General features: G+C 69.4%; 13 protein-coding genes. 7 read left to right on the plus strand and 6 right to left on the minus strand.

The genetic code is table 11. From position 1 onward, the window contains the following. Nucleotides 1-21: 21 nt before the first annotated feature. Complete coding sequence (locus ACW5DW_RS03665) at nt 22-324, minus strand: DUF4124 domain-containing protein (protein ID WP_457017414.1); 303 nt, start codon at nt 322-324, stop codon at nt 22-24. A 3-nt stretch (nt 325-327) separates the two neighbouring features. Beyond that, the gene (locus tag ACW5DW_RS03670; RefSeq protein WP_457017415.1) at nt 328-723 is read right to left on the minus strand and encodes a DUF4124 domain-containing protein; all 396 of its coding nucleotides are present in this window, start codon (nt 721-723) and stop codon (nt 328-330) included. Nucleotides 724-889: 166 nt separating this feature from the next. On the opposite strand from ACW5DW_RS03670, the gene pssA reads away from it, so the two are divergent. The 3 genes from pssA to rimI are packed head-to-tail and all read left to right on the plus strand — an operon-like array spanning nt 890 to nt 2,492. Further along, a complete protein-coding gene (gene pssA / locus ACW5DW_RS03675; protein ID WP_457017416.1) occupies nt 890-1,663 on the plus strand; it encodes a CDP-diacylglycerol--serine O-phosphatidyltransferase in 774 nt (257 codons plus the stop codon). Continuing rightward, entirely contained in the window at nt 1,660-1,989 is a 330-nt protein-coding gene (locus ACW5DW_RS03680; protein ID WP_457017417.1) for a hypothetical protein, read from the plus strand. Before pssA ends, ACW5DW_RS03680 begins: the two co-directional genes overlap by 4 nt. Then, nucleotides 1,986-2,492, plus strand: coding sequence for a ribosomal protein S18-alanine N-acetyltransferase (gene rimI / locus ACW5DW_RS03685; protein WP_457017418.1), 507 nt, complete (start codon nt 1,986-1,988; stop codon nt 2,490-2,492). Before ACW5DW_RS03680 ends, rimI begins: the two co-directional genes overlap by 4 nt. Before the next feature lie 65 nt (nt 2,493-2,557). Here rimI and ACW5DW_RS03690 read toward each other — a convergent pair whose 3' ends face one another. From ACW5DW_RS03690 to ACW5DW_RS03700, 3 genes are all read right to left on the minus strand, one after another. Next, nucleotides 2,558-5,536 carry a valine--tRNA ligase gene (locus ACW5DW_RS03690; protein WP_457017419.1) on the minus strand — a complete coding sequence of 993 codons (2,979 nt, stop codon included), beginning with the start codon at nt 5,534-5,536 and terminating at the stop codon, nt 2,558-2,560. Between the two features lie 133 nt (nt 5,537-5,669). Beyond that, nucleotides 5,670-6,095, minus strand: coding sequence for a DNA polymerase III subunit chi (locus tag ACW5DW_RS03695; RefSeq protein WP_457017420.1), 426 nt, complete (start codon nt 6,093-6,095; stop codon nt 5,670-5,672). A gap of 111 nt (nt 6,096-6,206) precedes the next feature. Further along, on the minus strand, nt 6,207-7,694 hold the full coding sequence (locus ACW5DW_RS03700) for a leucyl aminopeptidase (protein WP_457017421.1): 1,488 nt from the start codon (nt 7,692-7,694) through the stop codon (nt 6,207-6,209). A gap of 128 nt (nt 7,695-7,822) precedes the next feature. On the opposite strand from ACW5DW_RS03700, the gene lptF reads away from it, so the two are divergent. Together lptF and lptG are read left to right on the plus strand one after the other, a co-directional pair. Further along, complete coding sequence (gene lptF / locus ACW5DW_RS03705) at nt 7,823-8,917, plus strand: LPS export ABC transporter permease LptF (protein WP_457017422.1); 1,095 nt, start codon at nt 7,823-7,825, stop codon at nt 8,915-8,917. Then, a complete protein-coding gene (gene lptG / locus ACW5DW_RS03710) occupies nt 8,851-10,023 on the plus strand; it encodes an LPS export ABC transporter permease LptG (protein WP_457017423.1) in 1,173 nt (390 codons plus the stop codon). Before lptF ends, lptG begins: the two co-directional genes overlap by 67 nt. Before the next feature lie 430 nt (nt 10,024-10,453). Here the strand turns inward: lptG and ACW5DW_RS03715 are convergent, their stop codons facing one another. Beyond that, the gene (locus tag ACW5DW_RS03715) at nt 10,454-10,933 is read right to left on the minus strand and encodes an RDD family protein (RefSeq protein WP_457017424.1); all 480 of its coding nucleotides are present in this window, start codon (nt 10,931-10,933) and stop codon (nt 10,454-10,456) included. Nucleotides 10,934-10,974: 41 nt separating this feature from the next. Between ACW5DW_RS03715 and xerD the strand changes: the two genes are divergently transcribed. After that, nucleotides 10,975-11,928: a site-specific tyrosine recombinase XerD gene (xerD, locus tag ACW5DW_RS03720; RefSeq protein WP_457017425.1), complete on the plus strand. Its 954-nt coding sequence runs from the start codon at nt 10,975-10,977 to the stop codon at nt 11,926-11,928. A gap of 580 nt (nt 11,929-12,508) precedes the next feature. After that, complete coding sequence (locus tag ACW5DW_RS03725) at nt 12,509-14,965, plus strand: glycoside hydrolase family 9 protein (protein ID WP_457017426.1); 2,457 nt, start codon at nt 12,509-12,511, stop codon at nt 14,963-14,965. The last annotated feature ends 339 nt before the right edge of the window (nt 14,966-15,304 follow it).

Here is a 15,304-nt window from a genome sequence, read left to right on the forward strand (position 1 = left end):
GCGGCAAGCCGGCCGCGGTGCTCAGGGAGCGGCTTCGATCGAGGGATCCGGATCGATGATGTTGCGGCGTTCGAGCGCAGCGACATCGACCACGGTGTAGTCGCGTCCCTGCGGTGGGATGTCGGTGATCTGGACGATGCCGGCGGCGTCGCGCCAGCGATACAGGGAGGGGCCGGGTGGCGGGCCGGCGGTCCGTGCGGCTTCGTTGCCGGCCGGAGTCCCGCCCTCGACGGACGCCAGCGCGGGCGGCTGCTCGCGCGCCAGCCACCAGGCGAGCGCACCGGCGCCGAGGATGCCTGCTGCAATGGCCCAGGCCGGCCGCATGGCTCAGCTGGCCGGAACGCTGGTGCCGCTGCAGTAGGCCTTGACCGCCGCGTTCGCCAGTTCGGTCTGGCTGGCGCGCTCGGCGTCGTTCAATGCGCGACCCGGCTGGCCTTCCTCGCCGGCCTCGTGCACCGGACGACCGCTGGCCAGCGCGGCCACGTTGGCCTGCGCAGTGGCGCACCTGGGGTCTTCGGCGGCGGCCTGGGCGGCGACTGGCTGCACGCTGCCGGCGCGCTCGCCGCTGATCGCACGCTGCTGGTAGCTGCCCTTCGGCGGCGGGGTCTGCGAGTAGTGGGTGATGCCGTTGGCATCCTTCCACTGGTACACCTCGCCAGCGTGCACGGTGGCTGCGGCAAGCAGGCCGGCGGCGGCGAAGATCAGGATCGGAAGGCGGGGCATCGACTAGCTCCTGCGGGAGACGTTGGTTTCCACGGCGATTCCAGCACTGCGCGGCCCCTTGCGCAAGCAGGGCGCTGTGGAAACGTGAACCGGGCGCGGGCCACGGCAGCCAACGGCAGCGTCGCGCCCAGGACAGCGCCGCGCCGGCAGGCGCTACACTGCCCGGATGGAGCATCCGACCCCAGCGCCGCCACGCGGCCGCGGCATCTACCTGCTACCCAACCTGTTCACCACCGGGGGCCTGTTTGCCGGCTTCTTCGCGATCATCGCCGCCTCGCAGGGGCGCTATGGCGCTGCCTGCATCGCGATCTTCGTGGCCGCGATCCTCGACGGCATCGACGGGCGCGTGGCGCGGCTGACCAACACCCAGAGCGAGTTCGGCGTGCAGTACGACTCGCTGGCCGACCTGATCAGCTTCGGCATGGCGCCGGCACTGGTGATGTACCACTGGGCGCTGGTGTCGATGAAGCTCGACGGGCCCACGCTGGGCAAGATCGGCTGGCTGGGCGCCTTTCTCTACGCCGCCTGCGCGGCGCTGCGGCTGGCGCGGTTCAACAGCCAGGTCGGCACCGTCGACAAGCGCTGGTTCATCGGCCTGGCCAGCCCTGCCGCCGCAGGGCTGATGGCGAGCTTCGTGTGGACCTGCCACGAACTCGGCTTTGTCGGCGAAGAGCTGCGCTATGTGGCGTTGGCGGTGACGGTGGTGTCGGCCCTGCTGATGGTCAGCCGGCTGCGCTACAGCAGCTTCAAAGGCAGCGGCAGTGGACCGAAGGCCGAACGCGTGCCGTTCGTGGCGCTGCTGATCGCGGTGGGCGTGCTGATCGCGCTGTGGGTGGACCCGCCCAAGACCCTGCTTATCGCGGCCACGCTGTACGCGCTGTCCGGACCGGCGCTCTGGCTCTGGCGGCGCCGCGGGGGCGGACGCGCGGAGGTGGCGTGAACTGGGATCCGTTCCAGCGCGACGCACTGGAAGCGATGGGCTACCGGCTCTACGCGGTCCAGGGTGCGCCCGCATCGCCGATGGAAGAGCGGGACGCGCGGCCGGCGCCGAGACCTGATGCTGCTGTGGATATTGCAGCGGTCGATGCCACGGCGGGCGCGCCGCTGCTGCGCGCGCTGCTGCGCGCGGCCGGACGCCGTGCGGACGATGCCGCTGCGCTGGCGCTGTGCCGCGACCTGCTGCCATCCGGCCGGCTGCATGACGCGGCCTCGCGTCGCGCGCTGTGGCCGCGGCTGCGCGCACTGCGGGCCAGGCACTCGCGATGAGCGCGGTCGCCGTCGACGCAGGGCAGGCGCGCGCCGCGCTGCGGCCGATGCGCGATGGCGACCTCGACAAGGTGATGCGCATCGAGGTGCGCGCCTATCCCTTCCCGTGGACCGTCGGCATCTTCCGCGACTGCCTGCGCGCCGCGTACCCGGCCTGGGTGCTGGTCGAGGACCAACGCATCATCGGTTACGGCGTGCTGAGCGTGGCCGCAGGCGAGGCGCACGTGCTCAACGTCTGCATCGATCCCGATGACCAGGGCCGTGGCCACGGTCGCCGCCTGCTGCGCGCGCTGGTGCGGGCGGCGCAGGGACAGGGCGCGCAGCGCGTGTTCCTGGAGGTGCGCCCGTCCAATCCGAACGCGATCGCGCTCTACCACGACGAAGGATTCAACGAGATTGGCCGCCGCCCGCGCTACTACCCGACGCACGACGGTCGCGAGGATGCGATCGTGATGGCGCGCGAACTCGTCTCCGACGACATCAGCAGGATGCCGCCCCTGTAGCAGCGGCTTCAGCCGCGATCGCTTGCCCGGCCGTGTCGAACGTCCGGTCGCGGCTGAAGCCGCTCCTACGACAGCCGCGCGCGCTGGGCGCCCAGTGCCTCGTGCTGCGCGGTCCAGTCGGCCAGGCGCTGGCGCTCCTGTTCGACCACCGCGGGTGGCACCTTGTCGCTGAACTTCTCGAGCTTGGCCGCGCTCTTGTCCTTCTCGGCGGATACGCGCGTGATCTCCTTGTCCAGGCGCGTGCGCTCGGCATCAAGGTCGACCAGGCCCTCCAGCGGTACGAACAGCCGCAGCTCTCCGACCAGGCCGGCCGCGGCCGGCGGCGGGTCGCCCTCGACCGCCTCGATGCGCTCGAGCCGGTTGAGGAAGCGCAGCTGCGCATCGAAGCGCCGCAGGCGCGCGGCATCGTCGTCGGTGCCCGCCTGCACCAGCAGTGGCACCTGCCGCGAGGGCGACACGCCCAGCTCGCTGCGGATGCGGCGCAGGGCCGTGACCATCAGTTTGAGCCATTCGACGTCTGCTTCGGCGCGCGCGAAATCACCCTGGAAATCGGCGGCCTGCGGATAGGCCTGCAGCGAGATGGTGTCGCCTTCGATGCCCAGGCGCGGCGCAACCTGGCGCCACAGCTCTTCGGTGACGAAGGGAATGAGCGGATGCAGCAGGCGCAGCAGCGCTTCCAGCACGACCAGCAGGGTATGGCGGGTGCTTTCCGCGGCTGCCGCGTCGCTGCCCTGCAGGGCAGGCTTGGCCAGTTCCACGAACCAGTCGCAGTATTCGTTCCATGCGAACTCGTACAGCGTCTGTGCGAGCAGGTCGAAGCGGTAGCTGGCGAAGTGTTCATGCGCCTGCGCGGTGGCACTGGCCAGGCGCGACAGGATCCACTTCTCCGCGTCGGTATTAGGCTGGGTCGGGTTGCCCCCATCCGCCCTTCGGGCACCTTCCCCCGCAGGCGGGTGAAGGGATTGCGTGTTCATCAGCACGAAGCGCGTCGCGTTCCACAGCTTGTTGCAGAAGTTGCGGTAGCCATCGGCGCGACCGAGGTCGAACTTGATGTCGCGGCCCGGGCCGGCGAGCGCGGCCATGGTGAAACGCAGCGGGTCGGCGCCGTGTGCGGCGATGCCGTCCGGGTATTCCTTGCGCGTGGCCTTCTCGATCTTCGGCGCGTCGCCGGGCTTCATCAGCCCGGTGGTGCGCTTGGCGACCAGCGCATCTGCGCTGATGCCGTCGATGATGTCGAGCGGGTCGAGCACGTTGCCCTTGGACTTCGACATCTTCTGGCCTTCCCGGTCGCGGACCAGGCCGGTGATGTAGACATCGTCGAAGGCGACCTTGCCGGTCAGCGCGTCGGTCATCATGACCATGCGCGCGACCCAGAAGAAGATGATGTCGAAGCCGGTGACCAGCACGCTGGTCGGCAGGAAATCCTCGAACCCGCGCTCGCGCATCGCGTCCTGGTCCGGCCAGCCCAGGGTGCTGAACGGCCACAGCGCCGAGGAGAACCAGGTCTCCAGCACGTCGCTGTCCTGGCGCAACGCGACGTCGTCGCCGAGGTCTGCGCGAGCGCGCGCCTCGGCCTCGTCGCGGCCCACGTACACGTTGCCGGCCTCGTCGAACCAGGCCGGAATGCGGTGGCCCCACCAGAGCTGGCGGCTGATGGTCCAGTCCTGGATGTTCTCCATCCAGTGGCGGTAGGTGTTGATCCAGTTCGGCGGCACGAATTTGACGCTGCCGTTCTCTACCAGCTCCATGCCGCGGCGGCCCATCTGGTCCATGGCCACGAACCACTGGTCGGTCAGGAACGGCTCGATCACCTGGCCGCTGCGGTCGCCGAACGGCTGCATGATCGGCTTGGCATCGACCAGCGGCTGGCCCTCGACGTCGACGACCGCCAGGCCTTCGCCGGTGATCGCCTCGACCACGCGCTGGCGCGCCTCGTAGCGGTCCAGGCCACGCAGTTCCTCGGGCACCAGGTTGATCGCGCCGACGTCGTCGGGGTTGTGCTGGCCGCGCGCGATGCGTCCGGCAATGTCCGCGCTTTCGGCGTACGACAGCCCGTCGCTGCGCATGCGCGCCGAGCCGTCCATCAGCGCGTACAGCGGCAGGTTGTTGCGCTGGGCGACACCGTAGTCGTTGAAGTCGTGGGCGCCGGTGATCTTGACCGCGCCCGAGCCGAACGCCGGGTCCGGGTAGTCGTCGGTGATGATCGGGATCAGCCGCCGGTGCTGCTTCGGCCCGACCGGGATCTCGCACAGCTTGCCCACGATCGGCGCGTAGCGCGCGTCCGAAGGATGCACCGCCACCGCACCGTCGCCGAGCATGGTCTCCGGGCGGGTGGTGGCGATGGCGATGTAGTTGCGGGTCTCGCGCAGGGTGACGTTGCCGTCGGCGTCGCGCTCGACGTATTCGTAGGTCTCGCCGCCGGCCAGCGGGTACTTGAAGTGCCACATGTGGCCGGGCACTTCGCGGTTCTCCACTTCCAGGTCGGAGATCGCGGTGTTGAGCACCGGATCCCAGTTGACCAGGCGCTTGCCGCGATAGATCAGGCCCTTTTCGTGCAGCCGCACGAAGGCTTCGATCACCGCCTGCGACGGGCCCTCGTCCATGGTGAAGACCTTGCGCGACCAGTCGCCGGACGTGCCCATGCGTCGCATCTGGCGCTCGATGGTGTCGCCGGACTGCTGCTTCCACTCCCACACTTTGGCGATGAAGCCGTCGCGCCCGAGCGAATCGCGGGTCTGCCCTTCGCCGGCAATGGCGAGGTTGCGGCCGACCACCATCTCGGTGGCGATCCCGGCATGGTCGGTGCCCATCTGCCAGAGCGTGCGGTGGCCGAGCATGCGGTGGTAGCGGATCAGCGCATCCTGCAGGGTGTGCTGGAAGGCATGGCCCATGTGCAGGGTGCCGGTGACGTTCGGCGGCGGCAGCAGGATGGTGTAGGCGGGGCCATCGCCACGCGGCGCGAAGACGCCGGACGACTCCCATTTGGCGTAGAGCCGCGATTCGAAGTTGCCGGGGTCGTAGCTGGGGGCGAGTTGGTCGGTCATGGGATGCGGCTTGTCATTCCGAAAGGAGTGAGGAATCTGCTCCACGGGGCAGACGCGTCGACCAGAAGCGGATTCCTCACTGCGATCGGAATGACAGAGTGGGGAATGGTGTGGCGATGGTCCGGCTACGGGTTCACATGTCGTACTTGTTGAGCTCGAAGCCCTGTGCCTTGTAGTGCTTCCAGCGCTCGCGCAGCGGGCCGCGCGCGGATTCGTCCGCGGGCACCACCTCGAGCACGCGCTGGAAGTCGCCGGTGACCGGCGCGTCGCGCAGGTTGATCACCAGTGCGCGCATCGGCGCATCGGTCTGCGGGTCGGCGATCAGCACCGGCGTCACCTCGTCCTCGTCGTCGCGGCCGGCGATCTGGTGCGGGATGTAGTCATCCTCGCCCATGTCCCAGAGCAGGTCGTCGAGCGCCTCGGCCTGGGCGGTGTCGCGTGCGAGCACCAGCGTCCACAGATCGGCGCCATACGCCTTGCGCACCAGCTCGCAGACCAGCCGCAGCGGCTGCTCGCGGAAGCGCGGCTTTGCGACCAGGTAGAAGTCGGCGCGGGGCATCAGGGTCGGGGATGCGGAGCAGGCAACCGCGAGCGGCGACGTACCGCGATCCCGTGGCCCGCAGGTGACGGCCGCAGTGCAACGCTTTTCACCATTGCCGGTTCCCGGTCCTCAGCCCGCGGTCGCGCCGCCGGCGCGATCCAGCAGCCACTGGCTGAGCAGGCCCACCGGGCGTCCGGTCGCCATGCCCATCTTGCCGTCGCCGCTGGCGCTGCCGGCGATGTCCAGGTGCGCCCAGCGCTGGCCTTCGGTGAACCGCGACAGGAAGCAGCCCGCCGTGATCGCGCCGCCCCAGCGGCCGCCGATGTTGTAGACGTCGGCGAAGTTGGATTCGAGCAGGGTCTGGTATTCGTCCCACAGCGGCAGGCGCCAGGCGCGGTCGAACACGTCCTCGCCCGCGGCCAGAAGTTCGGACGACAGGTCGTCGTGCTTGCTCATCAGGCCCGAGGCGTAGCGGCCCAGCGCGACCATGCAGGCGCCGGTGAGGGTGGCCACGTCGACCAGTGCCTCGGGCTTGAAGCGCTCGGCGTAGGTCAGCGCATCGCACAGGATCAGGCGACCCTCGGCGTCGGTGTTGCCGACCTCGATGGTCTTGCCGGCCATGCTGGTGATCACGTCGGACGGGCGGTAGCTGTTGCCGTCGATCGCGTTCTCGACCGCCGGCACGATCACCACCAGGTTGATCGGCAGCTGCATGCCGACCGCGGCGACGAAGGTGCCGAGCACGCCGGCCGCGCCGCACATGTCGAACTTCATTTCCTCGATGCCGCCCTGCGTCTTGAGGTTGACGCCGCCGGTATCGAAGGTGATGCCCTTGCCGACCAGCACGTAGGGCCTGGCGTCGCCGCCGTTGTTCCACTTCAGCACCACCAGGTGCGGGCGGTTGGCCGAACCGCGCGCGACCGCGAGCAGGGCGCCCATGCCCAGCTGCTCCATCTGCGCCTCGTCGAGGATCTCGGCCTCGGCCTTGTCGAAGCGCGCCGCGAATTCCTGCGCCTGCTGGGCGACATAGGCTGGGTTGCAGATGTTGGGCGGCAGGTTGCCGAGCTCGCGGGCGAACTTCACGCCGGCCGCGATCGCCTTGCCCTGCGCCAGCGCAGTCTCGTCCTCACCCTGCACCGCGAAGGCGGCCAGGCCGGTTTCGCTGCGCTTCTTGTTCTTCGCACCGAGGGTGCTGGTGTAGCGGTAGGCGGCATGGTCTGCGGCGATGACCGCCTGGCGGATGTTCCAGGCCGCGTCGCGGTCCTTGACCTCGAGCTCGGACAGGGTGAACAGCGCCGACTTCACCGGGCCGGTGCGCAGGGCGCGCACCGCGTCGGCGACCGCCTTGAGGTACTGGGCCACGCCGAACTTGGCCTTTTCGCCCAGCCCGATCACCAGAACGCGCGGCGCGGACACGCCAGGCAGGTCATGCACGGTCAGGCTGCGGCCGGTAGCGCCGGAAATGTCGCCGCGCGTGACCAGCGCGGCCAGCCGGCCTTCGCCGTCGAGGGCCTGGGCGGCGGGGCTCAGCGAGCCGTCGGAGAAGGCGCCTACCACGACGCAATCGGTGCCGGTGGCGCCCGCAGTCGAGCGGTTCAGGGTGAATTCGAGGGTCATCAATCAGATTCCAGAGGCTATTTCGTACAATCGCCGGCCACGCAGCGCCTGGACGCCGGAGCCGCGGCGATCAGGGCCGCATTTGCGGGCCGCAGGCAATGCCCTAGTCTAATCGAACCCCCCATCCGATGCCGAAGCTCGACAGCTACCTGTTCCGCGAATTCGCGCAGACCACGTTCGCGGCGCTGGTGGTGCTGATGGTGGTGAGCCTGGGCGGTGTGTTTGCCGACGTGCTCAAGGATATCGTCGGCGGCAAGGTGCCGGCCGGCATCATGCTGGCCCAGCTGGGCCTGCAGTTGCTCAACTACCTGCCGCTGATCCTGCCGCTGGGGCTGATGCTGGGGCTGCTGCTGGCCGTGGGCCGGCTCTACCGCGACAGCGAGGCGCCGGTGCTGGCCTCGATCGGCGTCGGCCCGCGACGGCTGCTGCGTCCGCTGCTGATGCTGGTGGTGCCGTTCGTGCTGGTGGTTGGCGCCTGCTCGCTGTGGCTGGGACCGTGGGCGCGCAGCTATTCGCAGCAGATGATCGAAGCCGGGCAGCGCACGCTGCTCGTGTCCGGACTGGAGGCCGGGCGCTTCGTCGAGCTGCCGGGCGGCGGCGGGGTGGTGTATGCCAACGCGATGTCGAACGACGGCACGCAGCTGGGACGCGTGTTCATCTACCGCCAGGAGGAGGGCCGGATGGACGTCACCTCGGCGCGCACCGGCGCGCTGGCCGTGGACGGAACGACCCGCTACCTGCGGCTGGACGAGGGGTTCCGCGTCGAGGGCCCGATGGATGGGGGCAAGGACTACCGGCTGATGCGCTATGGCTCCAACGAGGTGCGCCTGCCCGATGCGGACAGCACCGACATCGCCAACGATCCGGAAATGATGTCGACCCTGGCATTGCTGCCCGACGGGCGCCCGGAGGCGCGTGCGCAGCTGCATTTCCGGCTGGCGCCGCCGCTGCTGGCGCTGGCATTCGCACTGATGGCGGTGCCGCTCGCACGCAGCCCGCCGCGGCAGGCGCGCTGGGGGCGGATCCTGGTCGGCCTGCTGGCCTACGTGTTCGGGCTCAACCTGATGCTGCTCGGGACCAATGCGCTGGCGTCGGGCAAGCTGCCCGCGCCGCTGGGCCTGTGGTGGCTGGTGCTTCCGCTGCTTGCCCTGGGCCTGTGGATGTACTTCACCGATGGCCGCGTCACGCGTGTGCGCCCGCGCCTGCCGGGGAGGAGGGAATGATGGCGTTCCCCAGGCGCCACGACCTGCTGGTCGCGCGCGTGGTCATCGGCACGGTGCTGCTGACCTGGGCGGTCCTCACCGGCCTGGACCTGGTGCTGGCGATGGTGGATGAACTGCGCAGCGTCGGCCAGGGCAGCTACGACTTCATCAAGGCGGTCAACTACGTCGCGCACACCGCGCCGCGGCGCGCCTACATGATGTTCCCCACCGCTGCGGTCATCGGCTCGCTGATGGGCCTGGGCCAACTGGCGGCCAGCTCCGAGCTGACCGCACTGCGGGCGCTGGGCATCTCACGCCAGCGGCTGAGCCTGTCGGTGGCGCTGCCGCTGCTGCTGCTGACCGGCCTGATGATGGTCAATGCCGAGACGGTCGGCCCCTGGGCGCAGCGCAGCGCCGACATGATGAAGTCCGCCGCGCGCTCCAACGACATGATCGTGGCCCAGTACTCGGGCCTGTGGGCGCGCGAAGGCGACACCTTCCTCAACGCCCAGGCCGGCCGCGAGCGTGAGGAGGGCGGCGAGCACTGGCTCGAGCTCGACGACGTGCGCCTGTTCGAGTTCGACGAAAACGGGCGCCTGACCTCCATCGCCCACGCACGCGTCGCCGAGCACCGCAGCAGCGGCTGGCTGCTGCATGACGTCACGCGCACCTGGTTCGAGGAGCGTGCGGTCAGCCAGACCGAGTCGACCGAGGAGCGCTGGGAGTCGAACCTGGATTCCGCCGCCCTGGCCGCAAACGCCGGCAACATCTGGCGACCGCGTTACATGACTTCGGCCGAGCTCAGCCAGGGCATCGAGTACCGCAAGCGCAACCAGCTCGACGCCAGCGAGTTCGAGGAATACTACTGGGGGCACTGGTTCTATCCGCTCAATGTGCTGGCCCTGTGCCTGGCGGCCATCCCCTTCGCGTTCGGCAGCCTGCGCAGCGGCGGCCTCGGCCGGCGCCTGTTCATCGGCGTGGTCTTTGCGCTGGGCTTCTGGCTGCTGCAGACCCAGGTGGTGAAACTCGCCGCGGTCTACCAGTTCGACTATCGCATCGCCTATTCGGTGCCCCCGCTGCTCATGCTCACCGTCTCCTGGCTACTGTTCCGACGTCGGAGTGGGTGAGGAGCGGGCGCTGGCGAGGCATTGCCTCGCGCCCGCTCCGAACGCCCCGCGCGCTGCGCGGGGCCGGATGTAGAACAACATCTGCTCGCCGCAGACTCGAAGTGGTTCACGCGCCCGCTCCGAACGCCCCGCGCGCTGCGCGGGGCCGGACGTAAAACCACATCTGCGCGCCTCAAGCTCGAAGTGGTTCACGCACCCGCTCCGAACGCCCCGCGCGCTGCGCGGGCCCGGACGTAAAACAACATCTGCGCGCCGCAGGCTCGAAGTGGTTCACGCGCCCGCTCCGAACGCCCGGCGCGCTGCGCCGGGCCGGACGTCGTTGCCCATCGCGGCTGAAGCCGCTCCTACAGATCCGCAATGCGATCGGCCTGAGGGAACGTAGAGCGGCGAAGAACGCGCCATCGACGCGCACCTGCCCGCAAGCCACGAATCACCGCTCCCGCTTCGGCACCCGCACCACGCGCGTTCCGCTGGCCCGGTCGTGCCAGGCAAGCCGGTCGCGATCCAGCCACGCCCACCAGAGCCCGAGTCCGCCCGCCAGCAGCGACAGGGTGCCGACTGCATAGCGCCGCCAGACGGCGCCCCGCGACGGCGGGCCGCCCTGCAGGGACACGACCCGCAGCCGCCACGGCCGCATGCCCAGCGTCTGCCCGCCGCGATGCCAGCTCAGCGTCGCGTAGAGGCCGGTCACCATCCAGCACACCGCCCACAGCAGCCACTGCAATACGCTGAGCGACCCGATGTTGTGGCGGACATCGCCAGTCACCGCCACATCCAGCAGCACGAACGGCACCGCCACCAGGAACCACAGGGCGAGCGCCGGAAACAGGTCGTACAGCAGTGCCAGCAGCCGGCGGCCGACGAAGGCGGAAGGGCGCTGCGTGCTGGTATCTGCGTCGTGGGCGTGCATCGGCACAGGATAGCGTTCGGAGCGTCGGCTAAGCTGCACCGATGCCCAGTACCACGCCCGCCGAACGCCGCCAGCGCGCGCAGCAGCTGCCGCCGCTGCGCGATGCCGATGGCGATGCGGTCAGTGCCTTCCTCGACGCGCTGTGGGCCGAGAGCGGCGTGGCCCGGCAAACGCTGGACAGCTACCGGCGCGATCTCGAAGGGCTCGCCCGCTGGCTGGACGGTCGCGCGGGTGGCCTGGCCATGGTCGACCGGGGCGCGCTGTTCGACTATCTCGCCGCACGCACGCGCGACGGCTATTCCGCTCGCAGCAACGCGCGCCTGCTGACAGCGCTGCGCGCGTTCTTCGTCCATCTGCGCAGGCGCGGCGTGCGCGACGACGATCCGGTTGCGCTGATCGACTCGCCGCGCCTGCCGCGCCTGCTGCCCAAGGCCGTGGGTGAAGGCGAAATCGAGGCGCTGCTCGCCGCGCCCGACGTGTCGACGCCCGCCGGCCTGCGCGATCGGGCCATGCTCGAACTGATGTACGCCTGCGGCCTGCGCGTGAGCGAACTGGTCAACCTGCCGGCGACCGCGGTCAATCTGCGCCAGGGCGTGCTGCGGGTCACCGGCAAGGGCGGGCGGGAACGGCTGGTGCCGCTGGGCGAAGAAGCGCAGCACTGGCTGGAGCGCTACCTCGCCGAGGCGCGGCCGGCGCTGGCCGGAAGGCGCGTGCTGGCGTCGCTGTTCCTCGCGGCCTCAGGTGAACCACCCAGCCGGCAGCAGTTCTGGGCGACGGTGAAGAAGTCGGCCGCGGTCGCCGGCATGGATCCGTCGAAGATCAGCCCGCACGGCCTGCGCCACAGCTTCGCCACCCACCTGCTCAACCACGGCGCCGACCTGCGCGCACTGCAGATGCTGCTGGGCCACAGTTCGCTGTCGACCACCCAGATCTACACGCTGGTGGCGCGCGAGAAGCTCAAGCAACTGCACGCCAAACATCATCCGCGCGGATGACTGCGCGGCCTCGCGCGCAGCGGGAGAAAAAAAGTTCTTCTCCCGATCGAAAGAAGGGTGGGCACCGTTGCGAAGTCCGCGCGGCCTCGATTGGACGCCGCGCCCTGTCGACCGGGGGTCGCTTTTCGCTCGGTCAGGACATCCTGTCCTGACTCGCGCGCAAAACATCCATGTTTTGCTTTCCGCGACCCCCGGTCGCCAGGACACGGCTCACTGCGACGGGCGCTGCGATGTTTCGGTGGGCACTCCTTCGAGGCCACGCCAGTGACTGGCGACGGTCGTTCCGGGGCGGGGGTTGCGGAAAGCAGCGCATGGATGCGCTGCGGCGGCGAGTCAGCCATGGATGGCTGACCGAGCCGGGGAGCAACCCCCGCCCCGGGACGACTCCCGGCCGCAGGCCTGGTCCAGTCGCCAGCAATCCGGCTGACCCCCCGAATTGGCGAGGAGCCGCAAAAGCGCGTTGGCTGCCCTCTGCACAACTGCAACACGGACTCCACGCCACAGCATTGTTGCACCGCCGCAAGCAATCTCCAGCCCGAATGTTAGCGTTAACACTCGTCTCCAGGGGAAGTCGTCCACCATGCCGCATCCAGTTCGCCGTCGTCTGCTCGCCGTCACCCTCACCCTCGCGGCGTCCGGATCGGCGTTCGCTGCGCCGCCTGTTCTCAACGAGCTCGAGTACTTCAGCAAGCCGGGCCTCGACGTGCTGGCCTTCAACAACTACTACGACGGGCTGTTCAGCGACTCCAAGCACGCGGGCGTCGAGCTGATCCATCACGGCGTGCGCACCGCGACCAACGGCGACGTACGCCTGAGCCCCACGCCCGAGCAGTGGGATGCGGTGGCGCTGCTGGTCGATCGCAAGGTCGACGCGCGCACAAGCACCGTCACCACCCGGCTGGGCTATGCCGAGCACGGCTTCGAATACGACATCCGCGTCTCGCCCGCGGGCGAGGGCGTGAAGCTGCAGGTAGTGTTCGACAAGCCGCTGCCGCGCGCGCTGGAAGGCAAGGCCGGTTTCAACCTCGAGTTCCTGCCCTCGGCCTACTGGGGCAAGACCTGGCTGACCGAGGCCGGCAGCGGCCAGTTGCCGCTGTATCCGGCCGGCCCGACCACGCGCGGAGGCGACGGCAAGCCGGTGCGGCTGCCGATGGCATCCGGGCGCAGCCTGACCCTGGCGCCGGAGGATCCGCAGCGCCGCGTCACGATCAACTCCAACAGCGGTGACCTGGGCATCTTCGACGGCCGCAACCAGGCCCAGAACGGCTGGTACGTGGTGCGCGGACTGCTGCCGGCAGGGAAGACCGGCGTGGTGCTGGAGTGGACGCTCGAGGGCAATACCGTCCCGGGCTGGACGCGGCAGACCGTGATCGGCCACTCGCAGGTGGGCTACCACCCCGCGCAGCGCAAGGTCGCCGTGCTCGAGACCGATCGCCGCGCCGCCGCGCCTGGCGCCGCGCGCCTGCTGCGCATCGACGCCGATGGCCGCGAGCATGAAGCGCACGCCGCCGATGCCGAGCGCTGGGGCCCGTACCTGCGCTACGACTATTACACCTTCGACTTCTCCGACGTGCGCGAGCCGGGCATCTACGTGATCGAGGCGGCCGGCCAGCGCACCAGCGCCTTCCGCATCGCAGCCGACGCCTACGCCAATGCCTGGCATCCCACGCTCGACGTGTTCTTCCCGGTGCAGATGGACCACATGTTCGTCAACGAGGCCTACCGCGTCTGGCACGGCCGCTCGCACATGGACGACGCGCGCCAGGTGCCGCCGAACAAGGAGCATTTCGACCTGTTCGGGCAGGGACCAGACCTGGATTCGCCGTTCCAGCCGGGCGAGCACATCCCGGGCCTGAACTACGGCGGCTGGTTCGATGCGGGTGACTACGACATCCGCACCCAGACCCACTACGCCACGGTGATGTCGCTGGTCGACACCTGGGAGCAGTTCCGCCCCGAGCGGGACGAGACCTCGATCGACCAGAAGAAGCAGCATGTCGAGATTCATCGCCCCGACGGCGTGCCCGACATGCTGCAGCAGATCGAGCATGGCACCCTGGCGCTGATCGCCCAGCACCGCGTGTTCGGCCATGCGATCCCCGGCATCGTCGAGCCCGACCTCGGCCAGTACACCCACCTGGGCGACGCGGCCAGCAAGACCGACGGCAGGGTCGACGATCCCAACGATCCCGATTCGCCCAACGACGACCGCCTGGCTTTCACCACCAACACCACCGCGCTCAACTACGGCTCGGCCGCGGCGCTGGCCGCCGCCAGCCGCGCGCTGCGCGGCTACAACGACGCACTGGCCGACGAGTGCCTGGCCACCGCGCAGAAGGTGTGGGACTTCGAGCACGCGCGCGAGCCCAACCTGTTCCGCGTCGGCAACACCACCGGCGGCGATCCGGAGGACGAGGAACTGCGCGCGGCGGTGCAGCTGTTGCTGAGCACAGCCGACGCGAAGTACGGCGCGCGCATCGAGGCGCTGTGGCCGGCGATCGACACGCGCTTCGGCTTCAATGCCGGCCTTGCCATTGCCGCGCTGCCGAAGATGGACGCGGCATTCGCGGCCAAGCTGCGCGCCCGCGCGGAAGCCTTCAAGGTGGAGCGTTCGGAGATGGTGGCCGAGAACCCCTACGGGGTCCTGATCACCCGCGGCGGTTGGGCCGGCAACGGCGCCGTCATCGGCATGGCCAGCACCAACTACCGGCTGCACAAGGCCTTCCCCGACCTGTTCGACATCGAGCCGACCCTGCAGGGCCTGAACTACCTGTACGGCACGCATCCGGACTCGAACATCTCGTTCGTTTCCGCAGTCGGCGCGAAGTCCAAGCAGGTGGCCTACGGCATGAACCGCGCGGACTTCAGCTTCATCGCCGGCGGCATCGTGCCGGGCGTGCTCGTGCTCAAGCCCGATTTCCCCGAGAACAAGGAGGACTGGCCGTTCTTCTGGGGCCAGAACGAATACGTGATCAACCTGGGCGCCAGCTACATCTACCTGGTGCACGCGGCGCAGGAGCTGCTTTCGCAGCCGTAGCCGACAGCCTGGGACCGGCCGCTGGAGCGGCGGCCGTCTCAACCCTGCAGCGAGTTGACCAGGGCGAATGCCACCGCAAGCACCAGCGCGGCGCGCAGCAGCACGATGCCGGCTTGCTCGCTCAGCTTGCGGAAGGGAAGGTCGGAGAGGTTCATGGCTGCGGTCGCCTGTCGGTCCGTCGCTTCTGTTGACGGCACCGGGACGGCAAGCAGGAGTCGTGCCTGCGGGAACTGAGACGGGCGGCGCACTTTTTCGCGCAGAAGCTGACGCTGGCCGGCAGTCTGCTGCGTGGCGGCGGGCGGGTTGTGCCGTTGCGACTCGCCACCGGGCGTCGGCAAT

This window comes from Luteimonas sp. A482, assembly GCF_054072655.1.